Source organism: Thermus sp. H19.2, from assembly GCF_054979525.1.
The window spans coordinates 1,401,326-1,415,527 of sequence record NZ_CM143429.1 but is presented as its reverse complement, the minus strand read 5'-3'; the positions used below and the strand labels follow the sequence as shown (position 1 = coordinate 1,415,527).

General features: G+C 69.5%; 16 protein-coding genes and 1 riboswitch. Of the genes, 8 read left to right on the top strand and 8 right to left on the bottom strand.

What is annotated here, in order from left to right; all coding sequences use genetic code 11:
- Positions 1–35 precede the first annotated feature (35 nt).
- The 5 genes from ACY5J6_RS07725 to pdxT are packed head-to-tail and all read left to right on the top strand — an operon-like array spanning position 36 to position 3,125.
- Entirely contained in the window at positions 36–659 is a 624-nt protein-coding gene (locus tag ACY5J6_RS07725; RefSeq protein ID WP_462844410.1) for an SDR family NAD(P)-dependent oxidoreductase, read from the top strand.
- The gene (locus ACY5J6_RS07720) at positions 660–1,181 is read left to right on the top strand and encodes a flavin reductase family protein (protein WP_462844409.1); all 522 of its coding nucleotides are present in this window, start codon (positions 660–662) and stop codon (positions 1,179–1,181) included.
- Positions 1,178–1,693, top strand: coding sequence for a YceI family protein (locus ACY5J6_RS07715; RefSeq protein WP_462844408.1), 516 nt, complete (start codon positions 1,178–1,180; stop codon positions 1,691–1,693). The genes ACY5J6_RS07720 and ACY5J6_RS07715 overlap by 4 nt, the downstream gene beginning before the upstream one ends.
- The gene (gene uvsE, locus ACY5J6_RS07710; protein ID WP_462844407.1) at positions 1,690–2,526 is read left to right on the top strand and encodes a UV DNA damage repair endonuclease UvsE; all 837 of its coding nucleotides are present in this window, start codon (positions 1,690–1,692) and stop codon (positions 2,524–2,526) included. The genes ACY5J6_RS07715 and uvsE overlap by 4 nt, the downstream gene beginning before the upstream one ends.
- A gap of 23 nt (positions 2,527–2,549) precedes the next feature.
- Positions 2,550–3,125, top strand: coding sequence for a pyridoxal 5'-phosphate synthase glutaminase subunit PdxT (pdxT, locus tag ACY5J6_RS07705; protein WP_462844406.1), 576 nt, complete (start codon positions 2,550–2,552; stop codon positions 3,123–3,125).
- On the opposite strand, the gene asnS is transcribed toward pdxT, so the two are convergent.
- Genes asnS through hisS form a run of 5 tightly spaced genes read right to left on the bottom strand, consistent with a single transcriptional unit; the run spans position 3,122 to position 9,226 of the window.
- The gene (gene asnS / locus ACY5J6_RS07700; protein WP_462844405.1) at positions 3,122–4,438 is read right to left on the bottom strand and encodes an asparagine--tRNA ligase; all 1,317 of its coding nucleotides are present in this window, start codon (positions 4,436–4,438) and stop codon (positions 3,122–3,124) included. The two genes, pdxT and asnS, sit on opposite strands and share 4 nt — an antisense overlap.
- 12 nt (positions 4,439–4,450) lie before the next feature.
- Positions 4,451–5,266 (bottom strand): HAD family hydrolase, encoded by an 816-nt coding sequence (locus ACY5J6_RS07695; RefSeq protein ID WP_462844404.1) that lies wholly within the window; start codon positions 5,264–5,266, stop codon positions 4,451–4,453.
- A gap of 47 nt (positions 5,267–5,313) precedes the next feature.
- A complete protein-coding gene (locus ACY5J6_RS07690; protein ID WP_054638208.1) occupies positions 5,314–6,207 on the bottom strand; it encodes a PhzF family phenazine biosynthesis isomerase in 894 nt (297 codons plus the stop codon).
- Entirely contained in the window at positions 6,200–7,945 is a 1,746-nt protein-coding gene (aspS, locus tag ACY5J6_RS07685; RefSeq protein WP_462844403.1) for an aspartate--tRNA ligase, read from the bottom strand. Before aspS ends, ACY5J6_RS07690 begins: the two co-directional genes overlap by 8 nt.
- 24 nt (positions 7,946–7,969) lie before the next feature.
- Positions 7,970–9,226 carry a histidine--tRNA ligase gene (gene hisS, locus ACY5J6_RS07680; protein WP_054638207.1) on the bottom strand — a complete coding sequence of 419 codons (1,257 nt, stop codon included), beginning with the start codon at positions 9,224–9,226 and terminating at the stop codon, positions 7,970–7,972.
- Between the two features lie 58 nt (positions 9,227–9,284).
- Here hisS and ACY5J6_RS07675 point away from each other — a divergent pair, with 58 nt between their 5' ends.
- Entirely contained in the window at positions 9,285–9,608 is a 324-nt protein-coding gene (locus tag ACY5J6_RS07675) for a hypothetical protein (RefSeq protein WP_462844402.1), read from the top strand.
- Positions 9,609–10,067: 459 nt separating this feature from the next.
- Here ACY5J6_RS07675 and ACY5J6_RS07670 read toward each other — a convergent pair whose 3' ends face one another.
- From ACY5J6_RS07670 to modA, 3 genes are all read right to left on the bottom strand, one after another.
- Positions 10,068–11,072: an ABC transporter ATP-binding protein gene (locus tag ACY5J6_RS07670; protein WP_462844401.1), complete on the bottom strand. Its 1,005-nt coding sequence runs from the start codon at positions 11,070–11,072 to the stop codon at positions 10,068–10,070.
- A complete protein-coding gene (gene modB, locus ACY5J6_RS07665; RefSeq protein WP_462844400.1) occupies positions 11,051–11,725 on the bottom strand; it encodes a molybdate ABC transporter permease subunit in 675 nt (224 codons plus the stop codon). The genes ACY5J6_RS07670 and modB overlap by 22 nt, the downstream gene beginning before the upstream one ends.
- A 1-nt stretch (position 11,726) precedes the next feature.
- Positions 11,727–12,596: a molybdate ABC transporter substrate-binding protein gene (gene modA, locus ACY5J6_RS07660; RefSeq protein ID WP_462844399.1), complete on the bottom strand. Its 870-nt coding sequence runs from the start codon at positions 12,594–12,596 to the stop codon at positions 11,727–11,729.
- A riboswitch (molybdenum cofactor riboswitch) is annotated at positions 12,589–12,710 on the bottom strand. Its footprint overlaps the gene before it by 8 nt.
- A gap of 66 nt (positions 12,711–12,776) precedes the next feature.
- Between modA and argF the strand changes: the two genes are divergently transcribed.
- On the top strand, positions 12,777–13,682 hold the full coding sequence (gene argF, locus ACY5J6_RS07655) for an ornithine carbamoyltransferase (RefSeq protein WP_462844398.1): 906 nt from the start codon (positions 12,777–12,779) through the stop codon (positions 13,680–13,682).
- Positions 13,683–13,686: 4 nt separating this feature from the next.
- Positions 13,687–14,202, top strand: coding sequence for a Uma2 family endonuclease (locus ACY5J6_RS07650; RefSeq protein WP_462844397.1), 516 nt, complete (start codon positions 13,687–13,689; stop codon positions 14,200–14,202).

Genomic DNA, 14,202 nt, shown 5'->3' with positions numbered 1-14,202 from the left:
AAACCGCGGCCGCCCCAGGCCCTAGCCTGAAGGCCATGCGCGTCCTCATCGCCGGAGCCACGGGGGGCCTGGGCGGCGCCCTTGCCCGGGCCCTGAAGGGGCATGACCTCCTCCTCGTGGGGCGCAGGGCCCAGGCCCTTGGGGACCTGGCCCGGGAGGTGGGGGGAAAGGCCCTCCCCGCCGACCTCACGGACGAGCTGGAGGTGAGGGCCCTCCTGGAGGAAGCGGGGCCTCTGGACCTCCTCCTCCACGCGGTGGGGTGGGCGGCCAGGGCAAGGGTGCGGGAGGCGGGCCGGGACCTGTTGGAGGGGATGCTCGCCGCCCACTTCCTCACCGCTGCCCTCCTCCTCAAGCACGCCCACTTCCAAAGAGGGGCGAAGGCGGTCTTCTTCGGGGCCTACCCCGCCTACGTTCGCGTTCCCGGCTTCGCCGCCTACGCCGCGGCCAAGGGGGCCCTCGAGGCCTACATCGAGGCCGCCCGGAAGGAGCTCGCCCGGGAGGGGGTGCGCCTCGTCCTGGTGCGGCTTCCCGCCGTGGCCACGGGGCTTTGGACCCCCCTAGGAGGGCCCCCGAAGGACGCCCTCTCCCCGGAGGAGGCGGCCCGAAAGGTTCTGGAGGGGGTCCTCAAGGAGCCTCCCCCGGAGGTCCTGGAGGTCTAGGTGTACCGGGCCTTCTTCTACCCCATGCGCCTCGCCCTCCTCGCCGTGGGACGGAACTTCATGCCCATGGCCTGGTGGATGCCCGCCTCCAAGGAGCCCTTCCGCTTTCTCCTCGCCGTGGACCGCAAGAACCACACCCTAAGCCTCCTCCGGGAGCTTTCCGAGGCGGCCCTCGCCTTCTACCCCTGGGAGGAGCGGGCCTGGGTGGTGCGGGCGGGCTACCTCACGGGGAGGAGGGTCCGGAAGGCGGAAAGGCTCGGGGTGGCCCTGCGCCCCGCCCGGAACCTCGCCCACACCTGGGTGCCCGAAGGGGCCCTGGCGGTCTTTGAGCTAAAGGTGACGGAGTGGCCTACGGACGGGGACCACGCCCTTTTTATGGGGGAGGTGGTCCACGTGGAGGGCTCCTTCAGGGCCAAGGAGCGCCCCATCCTCTTCCTGGGCTTCCGGGACTTCGCCACCTTGGGGGAGCGCTGGAGGTTTCGTCCAGGTGGCGCCAAGCTCCCCCTTCGGGAGGAACCATGAGAACGCTCCTTCTCTTGGCGGTCTTTCTCCTTGTCGCCCAGGCCCAGGCCCCCTACGCCGTGGCGGGGGTGGTCCGCTACCGGGGCTACTACACCCTGGGGAGCTGGGAGGGGGTGAACCCCACGGCCCGGGGAGAAGCGCTTTGGGATGGGCTGGAGAAAGCCTCGGGAAAGGTCTGCCTAAAGCAGGCGGCCTGGAACTCGGGCAACGCCGAACGGGACAAGAAGGCCCTGGAGATCCTGAAGGCCGGGGAGCACCCCGAAGCCTGCCTCTACCCCAAGCGGGCCTACCGGGAAGGCCCCAGGTTCGTGGTGGAGGGGGAGCTGGAGATGGCGGGGAAGAGGCTTCCCGTGCGGGTCCTGGGGGAGCTTCGGGAGGCTTCCGGGGGCCTCCGCTTTGTGGGAAGCTTCACCACCCGCTTCTCCCAGTGGGGGTTCACGCGGCCCCGCTTCCTCTTCCTAGAGGTCCAAGACGAGGTGGAGGTCTTCCTCGAGGCCGAAGTCGCGCGGTGATCCGCCTGGGCTACCCCTGCGAGAACCTCACCCTCGGGGCCACCACCAACCGCACCCTGCGCCTTGCCCACCTCACCGAGGAGAGGGCGCGGGAGAAGGTGGCGGAAAACCTCCGGGATCTGGAGAGGGTTCTCCGCTGGAACCCCCCTCACGGCTTCGCCCTCTTCCGCATCGGCCAGCACCTCATCCCCTTCGCCTCCCACCCCCTCTTTCCCTACGACTGGGAAGGGGCCCACAAGGAAGAGCTCGCCCGCCTCGGGGCCCTGGCCCGTGCCCTCGGCCAGCGGCTTTCCATGCACCCGGGGCAGTACGTGAACCCCGGAAGCCCGGACCCCAAGGTGGTGGAGCGCTCCCTTGCCGAGCTCCGCTACTCGGCCCGGGTGCTCGCCCTCCTCAGGGCGGAGGAGGGGGTTTTGGTGCTCCACCTGGGCGGGGCCTACGGAGAGAGGGAAAGGGCCCTCCGCCGCTTCGTGGAGAACCTCCGGGGGGAAAAGGAGGTCTTAAGGTTCTTGGCCCTGGAGAACGACGAGAGGCTTTGGAGCGTGGAAGGGGTCCTGGAAGCGGCGGAGGCCCTGGGGGTAGGGGTGGTGGTGGATACCCTCCACCACGCCCTAAACCCCGGGAGGCTTTCCCTGGCGGAGGCCCTTCGCCTGGCCTTTTCCACCTGGCGGGGCCGGCCCAAGGTGCACCTCTCCAGCCAGGACCCCACAAAGCGCCCCGGAGCCCACGCCTTCCTTGTGGCCCGGGAGGACTGGGAGAGGCTCCTTGCCGCCCTCCCGGGCCCCGCCGACGTCATGCTGGAGGCCAAGGGCAAGGAGAAGGCCCGGCCTTGACAGCAAAGACCCTAGGGACGAGGATGAGGGGCGTGGTCGGCGTACTGGCGCTACAGGGGGATTTCCGCGAGCACGAGGAGGCCCTTAGGCGGCTTGGGCTGGAGGCCCGGGAGGTGCGGAAGGTGGGGGACCTCGAGGGCCTCAAGGCCCTCATTGTTCCGGGAGGGGAGTCCACCACCATCGGCAAGCTCGCCCGGGAGTACGGCCTCGAGGAGGCGGTGCGGAGGCGGGTGGAGGAGGGCACCTTGGCCCTCTTCGGCACCTGCGCCGGGGCCATCTGGATGGCCCGGGAGATCCTGGGCTACCCCGAGCAGCCCCGCCTCGGGGTCCTGGACGCCGCCGTGGAGCGGAACGCCTTCGGGCGGCAGGTGGAAAGCTTTGAGGAGGACCTGGAGGTGGAAGGCCTCGGCCCCTTCCACGGCGTCTTCATCCGCGCCCCCGTCTTCCGCAGGCTGGGGGAGGGGGTGGAGGTCCTGGCGAGGCTTGGGGACCTCCCCGTCCTGGTGCGCCAGGGCAAGGTCCTCGCCAGCAGCTTCCACCCCGAGCTCACGGAGGACCCCCGCCTCCACCGCTACTTCCTGGAGCTCGCCGGGGTCTAGGGCCGCATCCTCGTGTACATCCTGGGGAAGGGGATGGCCTCCCGCACGTGGGAAAGCCCGCAGATCCAGGCCACGGTGCGCTCCAGGCCCAGGCCGAACCCCGAGTGGGGGACGCTCCCGAAGCGGCGGAGGTCCAGGTACCAGCCGTAGACCTCCTCCGGGAGGCCGAACTCCCGGATCTTGCGCCTTAGGAGCTCCAGGTCGTGGATCCTCTGGCTTCCCCCGATGATCTCCCCGTAGCCCTCGGGGGCGAGGAGGTCGTCGTTTAGGACGAGCTCGGGGTCTTCGGGGTCCGGCTCCATGTAGAAGGCCTTGATCCGGGCGGGGTAGCGCTCCACGAAGACGGGGCGGTCAAACCGGCGGCTTAGGGCGGCCTCGTGGGGGGCGCCGAAGTCTTCCCCGTAGGGGAGGGGAGGGACCTCGGGGTCCTCTTGGGCGATGCGGTTCACCCGGGCCACGGCCTCCTCGTAGGTGAGGCGGGGGTAGTTCCCCTCCGCGGCGGGCTCCAAGGCCTTGGGGTCCCGCCCGAGCATCTCCAGCTCCTTGGCGCGCCTTTCCAGCACCCTGGCCACCAGGAAGCGCACCAGCTCCTCCTGCAGGGCCATGTTCTCCTCGTGGGTCATGAAGGCCACCTCGGGCTCCACCATCCAGAACTCCAGGAGGTGGCGCCTCGTCTTGGAGCGCTCCGCCCGGAAGGTGGGGCCGAAGGTGTAGACCTTGGCGAAGGCCAGGGCCCCGGCCTCGGCGTAGAGCTGTCCCGACTGGGAGAGGTAGGCCTTCTCCCCGTCAAAGAGGTCCACCTCAAAGAGGTCCGTGGTCCCCTCCACGGCGCTCGGGGTGAGGATGGGGGCGTCAAAGCGGAGGAAGCCCCGCTCTCCGAAGAACTCGTGGATGGCCCTCTCCAGCTCGTCCCGGATCCGCATCACGGCGAAGGGGCGGCGGTGGCGGAGCCAGAGGTGGCGGTGGTCCATGAGGAAGTCTATGCCGTGCTCCTTGGGGCCGATGGGGTACTCCTCCTGGGGGCGGCTCACCACCTGAAGGTCCCGCACGGCGAGCTCAAACCCCCCAGGGGCCCTCCTGTCCTCCCGCACCCGGCCCCACACCCTTAGGGCGGTTTCCTGGGGGAGGTGGTCCGCTTCCCGGAAGACCTCCTCCGGCACCTCCCCCTGGACCACCGTGGCCTGGAGGAAGCCGGTGCCGTCCCGGAGGATGAGGAAGTGGATCCGGCCCTTGGAGCGCTTCTGGTAGACCCAGCCCCGAAGCTCCACCTCCTGGTCCAGGTGGTGGGCGATCTCCTCGATGAAGACCCGCATACCCCGGGTAGTCTACCCCAAGAGGTCCAGGGCCTCCGCCAGGCCGCAGGCCTCCACGGGGGCCACCACCCTCCTGGCGGCCCGCTTCACCGAGGGGGGAGCGTTCCCCATGGCGATGCCCACCCCCACGGCCCGGATCAGCTCCAGGTCGTTCTCCCCGTCCCCCACCATGGCCGTCTCTTCCAGGGAAAGGCCGTGGGCCTCGGCCACGAACCGGGCGGCGGTGAGCTTGCCCACGCCCTCCTTGGTGAGGGAGACGAAGCGCACCCCGGGCATCTTGGGGCTTTCCGCCAGGTGGGCCTGAAGCCCCGGGGGAAGCCCCTCCAAAAGCGCCCCTAGGGGGGCCTCGGCCCCGGCCAGAACCTGGAGGCGCACCAGGGGAGAGGGGAGGTGGAGGAGGTCCGCCCCTTCCGCCTGAAGGCCCAGAAGCTCCTGGTGGTCCCGGAGGAGGGGGCTATCCCCTTCCACGTAGAAGCCCCCCTCGGCGGTGTACCCTTCCAGGGGTAGGCCAAGCCTGCGGGCCAGGCGGACGGCTTCTCTGGCCGCCCCTTCCGGAAGGGCCTCTACCTTGAGGGGGGTGGCCGGAGGGGTGTGGGCGTCCTGGGAGAGGGCCAGGACCACGGCCCCCGACTCAAAGACGTGGAGGCCCGAAGGGTCTAGCCTCCGGGCGTACCCCAAGGCCTCCCCCCGGCCCGGACGGCCGGTGACGAGGGCGAAACGCACCCCTTTGGCCCGGAGGGACTCCACCTTGGGCCATACACAGGGGGGCACCCCGTCCCTGCCCACCAGGGTGCCGTCCACGTCCACGAACACCAGGCGCACCCTCATACCCTTTCGCCTTCCCCACCAGGGGCGCAAGCCAGCATGGGGTAGCGTCAAAGCTCCCCCGAGGCCACGATGGCCGCCTCCCCGCCGATCTGCACCGCGTAGGGCTGGCCCTGGGGGCTGTACTCCACCAGGACCTCCACCACGCCGGGGTTGCCCAGGCGGTGGCCTTGGTAGACGGTGAGTTGCACCCGGCCTTCCCGCTTGGGCACCACTCCCGCCCGGGCGAGGAGGGCCCCCAGGGCGGCGTTGGCCGAGCCCGTCACCGGGTCCTCGGGGATGCCGAGAAGGGGGGCGAAGTCCCGGGCGTAGAAGCTCCTTGGGCCCATGGGGGCGTAGGCGTGGAGCGTGGCCACCTCCAGTTTGCGGGAAACCTCCAAGAGGGCGGGCATCTCCGGCTCCAGGGCGTCCACCACCCCCGGGGCGATGAGGGGCACGAAGAGGCTCCAAAGCCCGGTGTAGGCGATGCCGTAGGGTAGGCCCCGGTGGAGGTAGCGCTCGTTGGTGCCCAGGGCCTCGAGGGCCGCCCGCAAGACCTCAAAGGGGGGAAGGTCGCGGAAGCGGGGGGAAGGCCCCCGCACCAAAGCCTTCACGGGCGCTCCCCCTTCGTACACGATCTCCACGGGAAGGGCTTCCGTGGGGGTGTGCAGGTAAAGCCGCCCTATCCCCTCGGGGGCCAGGCCCAGGCGCACCAGGCTTAGGCCCAGGGCCACCGCCGCGTGGCCGGAGAACTCCACCTCCTCCTTCGGGGTGAAAAAGCGCACCCCGAAAACCGTCCCCCTCCTCTCGGTGAGGAAGGCGGTTTCCGCTTCCCCCAGGCGCCGGGCGATGGCCTGCATCTCCTCGAGGCCCATCCCCCGGGCGTCCAGCACGATGGCCACCCGGTTGCCCGCTCCCGGGGCGGGGGCAAAGGCGTCCACGAGAAGGTACGGGATCCTAGCCATGGCGGATCACCTGGAGCCCCAGCTCCCGAAGCTGCTCCTCGGACACGGGGCTTGGGGCCCCGGTGAGGGGATCTTTGCCCTCCTTGTTCTTGGGGAAGGCGATGACCTCGCGGATGGAGGGGCTTCCCGTCATGAGGGCCAGGAGGCGGTCCAGCCCCCAGGCGATCCCCCCGTGGGGCGGGGCGCCGTACTGGAGGGCCTCCAGAAAAAAGCCGAACTTTTCCCGCTGTTCCTCCTCCCCAATGCCCAAAACCCGGAACATCCGGGCCTGGAGCCCGGGGTCGTGGATGCGGATGGACCCCCCGCCCACCTCCACCCCGTTGAGGACCAGGTCGTAGGCCAGGGCCCGCACCCTTCCCGGGTCCTCCTCTAAAAGGGCCAGGTCCTCGGGGTGGGGGCTCGTGAAGGGGTGGTGCATGTAGGTCCACCCCCCCCGTTCCTCGTCCCACTCCAGAAGGGGAAAGTCCACCACCCAGAGGAAGCGAAACCCCTCCTCCCTCAGGCCCAGAAGGTCCGCGAGCCGAAGCCGCACCGCGCCCAGGGCCGTGGCCGCCACCCGAAGGGTCCCCGCCACGAAGAGGAGGGTGTCCCCCGGCCTCGCCCCGGTGGCCTCCAACAGGGCTTCCCGGACAGGCTCCAAGAACCTGGCCACACCCCCGGAGAACCCCCCCTCCTCCACCCGGGCCCAGGCCAGGCCCTGGGCCTTGTGCCTTTTGGCCTCCTCCTCCAGCTGGGCGAGCTCCTTGCGGGAGAGGGCCTTGGGCGCCGCGAGGGCCTTCACGCTTTCCGCCTCCTGGAAGACCCGAAACTCGCTCTCCCGGAAGAGGGGGCCCACCTCCTTGAGCTCTAGGCCGAAGCGGAGGTCGGGCTTGTCGGAGCCGTAGCGCTCCATGGCCTCCCGGTAGGAGAGCCTGGGGAAGGGAAGGGGAAGCTCCACCCCCAAGGCCTCCCGGAAGACGTGGGCCATGAGGCGCTCGTTGAGCTCCAGGACGTCCTCCACCTCCACGAAGCTCATCTCCAGGTCCAGCTGGGTGAAGTCGGGCTGGCGGTCGGCCCTTAAGTCCTCGTCCCGGAAGCAGCGGGCGATCTGGAAGTAGCGGTCCAGCCCCGCCACCATCAGCATCTGCTTGAAGAGCTGGGGGGACTGGGGCAGGGCGTAGAAGAGGCCGGGCTCGTGGCGGTAGGGGACCAGGAAGTCCCGGGCTCCTTCCGGGGTGCTCTTGGTGAGGAAGGGGGTCTCCACCTGGACGAAGCCCTCCCGGTCCAGGAAGTCCCAGATGGCCTTGATGACCCGGTGGCGCAGGCGCAGGTTCTCCTGCATGCGGCGCCTCCTCAGGTCCAGGTAGCGGTACTTTAGGCGAAGCTCCTCGCTTGCCTCCTTCTCCTCCTCCTCCCGCCAGCCCGCGTCCACGGGGAAGGGGGGCGTCTTGGCCTCGGCGAGGACCTCGAGGGAGGAGAGCTCCACCTCCACCCGCCCCGTGGGGAGGCGGGGGTTGGGCTCGGGGCGGGGGCGCACCAGGCCTTTGGCCCGCACCACCCATTCCGAGCGCACCCGTTCCGCCACGGCGTAGGCCGGGCTATCGGGATGGGCCAAAAGCTGCACCAGGCCCTCCCGGTCCCTGAGGTCCAGGAAGATGAGCCCCCCGAGGTCGCGGCGGCGGTTCACCCAGCCCTCGAGGACCACCTCCTGGCCCACGTGTTCTTCCCTGAGGCTTCCGGCGTAGTGGGTGCGGCGCATAATCCCCTAAAGCTTACCGGATTCTCATGCGAGGTGGGAAAGGAGGAAGCCCGCCACCTCGCTGTAGGGGAGGCGCACCTGCTCCCCGGTGGCCAGGCGCTTCAGGGTGAGCTCGCCCGCCCTAAGCTCCTCTTCCCCCAAAAAGCCCGCGAAGGCCGCTCTCCGCTTCAAGGCTTCCTCCACGCCCTTGCCGGGTTTTTTGGGGGAGAGGGCGTACTCCACCCGAAGCCTCGGCCGCAAGGTTTCGGCCACGTAGAAGGCCTCCTCCACCGCCGCTTCCAGAAGGGGAACCAGGTAGAGGTCGGGGCCCCTTTCCTCCGGGGGGGTGATGCCCTCGGCCTCCAGGGCCAGGGCCACCCGTTCCACCCCGAAGGCGAAGCCCACCCCCGGGACCCTGGGCCCCCCCAGGAGCTCGGAAAGCCCGTCGTACCGCCCCCCGCCTCCCAGGGCGGACTGGGCGCCGATCTCGGCGTGGTGCACCTCAAAGGCGGTGCGCACGTAGTAGTCCAGCCCCCGCACCAAAGCGGGTTCCAGCTCGTAGGGGACGGAAAGCCTCTCCAGATGGCGCTCTACCCTTTGGAGGTGAGCCCGCGCCGCCTCCCCCAGGAAGTCCAGCATGGGCCTCACCCCGAGCTCCCGGAGAAGGGCCTGGTCCCCTTCGTCCTTGGAGTCCAGGATGCGCATGGGGTTGAGCTCCAAGCGTTCCTTGGAGTCCTGGGAGAGGGCCTCCCGGTGGGGGGCAAGGACCTCCCGCAGGTAGGCGTTGTACCGGGCCCGGTCCTCGGGGTCGCCCACGGAGGAGAGCTTCACCGAAAGCCCCCTAAGCCCGAGCTCCTTCAGGCACTCGTAGAGGAGGACGATGGCCTCCGCGTCCAGGATGGGGCTTTCCGAGCCCAAGGCCTCGTAGTTCACCTGGTGGAACTGGCGGTACCGCCCCTTTTGGGGCCTCTCTGCCCGGAACATGGGCCCCGCCATCCAGAGCCTCACGGGCTGGGGCCAGACCTTCATCCCGTGCTCCAGATAGGCCCGGACCATGGCGGCCGTGCCCTCAGGGCGCAAGGTGAGGGAGCGCCCTCCCCGGTCCTGGAAGGTGAACATCTCCTTGCGGACGATGTCGGTGGAGGCCCCCACCCCCTTCTCAAAGACCTGGGTCTCCTCAAAGAGGGGGGTGATGAGTTCCATGGCCCCCGCCGCCTCCAGCACCTTGCGGGCGGTGGCCACGATGCGCTGGTGGAGCCGGAGCTCCTTGCCGAAGAGGTCCTTGGTGCCCCGAACCGCCATACCCCTCCACTCTACAAAACCCTTGCGCTGGGGTAGCGGCCTCCCTTAAGGTGGAGGCATGCGCCGGAAGGGGGTCTTGGTGGCCCTCTACCTCCTCCTCACCCTGGCGGCCTCCACCGGGGTGGCCCTGCAGATGTACCTCATGCGGGTGCAGAACCCCAGCCTGCGGGCCGACCTCTGCCAGGCCCCGGGGGAGGAGCGCCCCCTGGAGCACTCCCTCTTCTGCGGCCTCCAGGTGGCCCCGGGCCTCCCGCCCGTGGCGGCCCCTGCGCCGCCTCGCCCCCTCGAGGCCCTTCCGGAGCGCCCCGCCCCCCTTACCGGGTACCGCCTGCTCCTTCCCCAGGCCCTGGTTCCCCGGGCCCCTCCTTTCGCCTTGGCCTAAGGGGTCTTCCGGCCTATAGGTCCTTTGGCGAAAGGAGGTTTGGCGTTGCAGGTGGTGCTTTTTACCCACGATCTGGCCCTTTACGCGCAGGTTCACAGGGCCCTGGTTCCCCAAGGCTTCTCCCTCTCCTGGAACGAAGGCAGGGGCCTGCCCCTGGCGGGGCTGGACCGGCTGGAGCGGGGCCAGGGGGTTCTCTGGCTCACCCCAAGGGGGCTTCGGGGCTACGACCTTAGGGCCTACGCCTTCCTCACCCGGAAGGACGATCCCAAGAGCCTTCCCGATGGGTTAAAGGGGCGCTTCGGCGTCCGGCTTCTTCCGGGGGAGGTGGCGGTCCTCCTGGCCCTGGGCCAGGGGGTGCCCCCGGAGCCCAGAAGCCTCGCCCGGCACTTGGATGTGGAGCGCTCCCAGGCCCGTTTTTTCCTCAAGGGGGTGTGGAACAAGTTTGGGCTTCCCCTGGGGCTACTCCTCCGCCTCGCCCGGCATCAGGTGCAGGTAGCGGGGCTTGAGGACCACGCGGAGGTCCTGGCCCGCCTGGAGGCGGAGCCTCTCCTGCACGTGTCGGGGCAGGAGGATTTCCAGGGAAAGGGGCCCGCGGAAGAGGGCCCGGTAGGCCAGCCCCTCCGGGTACAGGCGTTCTAGGTGGCCCTCCAGAACGTTTTCCGCTGGAGGAGGGCGGTCTTGGCGCACCACCAGGACCTCCGCCGCCCGCACCCCAAGCCAGGCTTTCCCGCCCGGCTTGGCCCAAGGGGGGAGGGGGAGGCGCAGGGTAACCCCTCCCACCTCCACCCCCGCCTCCCGCACCCGCACGGGGAAGAGGTTCTCGTACCCTAAAAGCCTTGCCACCTCCACCCGGGCGGGGGCGGCCCAGACGGCCTCGGGGGGACCCTCCTGGAGGATGCCTTCCCGGCCCATCACCGCCAGCCAGTCGGCCATGCCCGCCAGGACCGGGTCGTGGCTCACCGCCAGGGCGGGGAGCCCCTCCCGGCGCAGGAGGTCCACCAGCTCCGAGAGCACCTGCCCCCGGGTCAGGGGGTCCAGGGCGCTGGTGGGCTCGTCCAGGAGGAGGAGCTTTGGCTCCCGCGCCAGGGCCCGGGCCAGGGCCACCCGCTGCCTTTGCCCCCCGGAAAGCTGGCCCGGCCGCTTGTGGGCGTGTTCCAGAAGCCCCACCCGCTCCAAGAGGGCCAGGGCCCGCTCCTTGCGGTTTCGCCCCACGAGGGGGAAGGCCACGTTCTCCCAGGCGGTCATGTGGGGGAAGAGGGCCAGGTCTTGGGGCAGGTAGCCTATGGGCCTACGCTCGGGGGGAAGCCCCCCAAAAGGCTCCCCCTCGGCGGGGAGGAGGCCGGCCAAGGCCTTGAGCAAGGTGGTCTTGCCCACCCCGCTTTCCCCCAGGAGGACGGTGAACCCCCTTAGCTGGAAGCGGGCCTCGAGGCGGATGGGCGCCCTTATGCGGTAGTGGACTTCCATGACCGTCCTTTGGCCTCCAGGACGCGCGCCAGGGCCAGGAGGAGAAGGCTTAGGAGGAGGAGGACCGAGGCGGTCTCCGCCGCCTCACGGAAGCGCAGGGCCTGGACCAGGTCGTAGAGGTAGATGCTCACCATCTGGGTCTTCCCGGGGATGGAGCCCCCCACCATGAGCACCACCCCAAACTCCCCCAGGGTGTGGGCGAAGGCCAGGAGGGTGCCCGAGAGGAGGCCGGGCCAGGTGAGGGGCAGGACCACCCGGGCCCAGACCCTAAAGGGGGGGATCCCCAGGGTGCGCGCCACCTCCAGGAGGTTCCGGTCCAGGGCCAAGAAGGCCTCCCGGTAGGCGGTGAGGGCGAAGGGCAGGCTGAAGAGGACGCTGGCGAAGACCAAGCCTTCCAGGCGGAAGGCCCAGGAGACCCCAAGGATGCGGGACCAGGGGCCTTCCGGCCCCAGGAAGAGCAGGAGGTAAAAGCCCAAGACCGTGGGGGGAAGGACCAGGGGCAGGAGGAAGACCGCCTCCAGCAGGGGCTTTCCCGGAAAAGAGCGGAAGGCCAGGAGCCAGGCCAGGGGAACCCCCAGGAGGAGGAGGAAGCCCGAGGCCCAGAGGGAAACCTTCAGGGAGAGCTGTAGGGCCGTCCAGAAGAGGGGGTCCACCTCACTCCCCCGGCAGGAGGAAGCCGTAGCGCCGGAAGACGGCCCGGGCCTCCGGGCTTCCTATGAAGGCGTAGAAGGCCAGGACCTCGGGGCGCCCGCGCCCCTTGAGGACCACGTAGTCCTGCTCCAAGGGGAGGTGGCTTCCCAAGGGGGCCAGCCAGTACTCCCCGGGCCCCGCAAGGCTCGGGTGAACGGCCAGAGAGAGGGCCAGAACCCCCACCCGGGTGGTGGTGAGGGCCAGCTGGGCCGCCTGGGCGATGTTCTCCCCGTAGACGAAGGCGAAGTCCCGCTTGCCCCGGCGCAAGGGGCCCGCGTCCCAGTAGGCCTCCACTCCCCCGGTGAGCCTTTCCCAGGGGATTTCTTCCCAGGAGAGCTGGGGGAAGGGCCGGGAAAGACCGGGGAGGGAGAGGGCGCGGCGCTTGAGGAGACCAAGGTGCTCCAGGAGGGTGACCGCCGCCCGCCCGTAAGGGGCATGCACCGGGTTGGCCAGGGCCACTTGGGTCACCCTGGGGTCCAGGAGGGCCTGGGGGCCGGGCTTGAGGCCGAGCCTCTTGTCCACCCAGAGGACCATGCGCCCGAGGGCGTAGGGCCTGCGGGTTTGGGGCTCGGCCAGGCCCCTTTGTTCCAGGAGCTCCGGGTAGGTCTTTTCGGCGGAGAAGAAGAGGTCGGCCTCGAGGCCCTGGGTGAGCTGGGTATAAAACTTGCCCGAGGAGCCGAAGAGGAGTTCCACCTTCACCCCCGGGTTTTGGGCCTCAAAGGCTTGGGCCACCTCTTTGAGGGCGTATTGCAGGTCCGAGGCCGCCACCACCCGCACCGTCTGCGCCAGACCCGAAGCCAGCAGAAAGAGGACCAGAAGGCTTGCCCTTTTCATGCCACCTCCTTTGCGACCGCGGCAGGCGGCGGGGTCACCCCCGCCACCCCGGGGCCCCTAGGGCCCGGCCCAGAAGGCCCTTGGGGCCTTCTGGGCTCGGAGGCAAGGGTATTGTATCCCATCCCCTTCCGGCCTCGCCTCTTGCATAAGTTTGCAACCCTGCGCTATCCTATAAGCCTCATGGCGGGAGACGCCCTGACCCGGCCCAAGGACCTACTGGACTTTTCCGGTTACGGCCCCAAGGAGCTTCGGGCCCTTCTGGAGTTGGCGGAGGCCTTGAAGCGGGAGCGCTACCGGGGGGAGGACCTCAAAGGGAAGGTCCTCGCCCTCCTCTTTGAGAAGCCCTCCTTGCGCACCCGGACCACCCTCGAGGTGGCCATGCTTCACGTGGGAGGGCACGCGGTCTACCTGGACCAGAAGCAGGTGGGCATCGGGGAAAGGGAGCCCGTGAGGGACGTGGCCAAGAACCTGGAGCGCTTCGTGGAGGGGATCGCCGCCCGGGTCTTTCGCCACGAGACCGTGGAGGCCTTGGCCCGCCACGCCCGCGTGCCGGTGGTGAACGCCCTTTCCGACCGCGCCCACCCCCTGCAGGCCCTGGCCGACCTCCTCACCCTGAAGGAGGCCTTCGGGGGGCTTGCGGGCCTCGAAGTGGCCTGGGTGGGGGACGGGAACAACGTTCTGAACTCCCTTCTTGAGGTGGCTCCCCTGGTGGGCCTTAAGGTGCGGGTCGCGACCCCCAAGGGCTACGAGCCCGACCCTGGCCTTCTCAAGCGGGCAAACGCCTTCTTCACCCATGACCCGAGGGAGGCCGCCTTGGGCGCCCACGCCCTCTACACCGACGTCTGGACCAGCATGGGCCAGGAGGCGGAAAGGGAGAAGCGCCTTCGGGACTTCCAGGGCTTCCAGGTGGACGGGGAGCTCCTCTCCCTCCTCCACCCGGAGGGCGTCTTCCTCCACTGCCTCCCCGCCCACTACGGGGAGGAGACCACGGAGGAGGCGGTCCACGGGGATAGGAGCCGGGTCTTTGACCAGGCGGAAAACCGCCTCCACACCGCAAAGGCCGTGCTTCTCACCCTGCTAAAGTAGGGGTATGGTCCGGCCCTACCGCTTCCGCCTGGAGGAGTTCCTAAGGCTTCCCCTGCCCGAGAGGGGAGTGGAGCTCCTAGAGGGAGAGATCTACCAGATGGCGACCATAGGTCCTCGGCACGCCTACGCCGTGAACCGCTGGAACCGGATTTTTTCCAGTCTTCCCGAAGTCTTTGTCCAGGTGCAGGGGCCTTTGGCCCTGCCCCCGGACACCTACCTGGAGCCGGACCTCGCCCTGCTTCGGCCGGGGGACTACCGCGAGCGCCTGCCCCGTCCGGAGGATGTTCTCCTTGTGGTGGAGGTGGCGGACGCCTCCTTGGACTACGACCTCACCAAGAAGGTCCCCCTCTACGCCAAAGGGGGCGTGCCGGAGGTCTGGGCGCAGGACCTCCTGGGCGGGCGCCTCCTCCTCTTCCGCACTCCCGAGGAAGACCACTACCGGGAGCAGATCTGGGTGAAGCCCGGGGAAAGGGTCTCCCCCCTCGCTTTTCCCGAGGCCTTCTTGGAGGTGCCGTGGTGA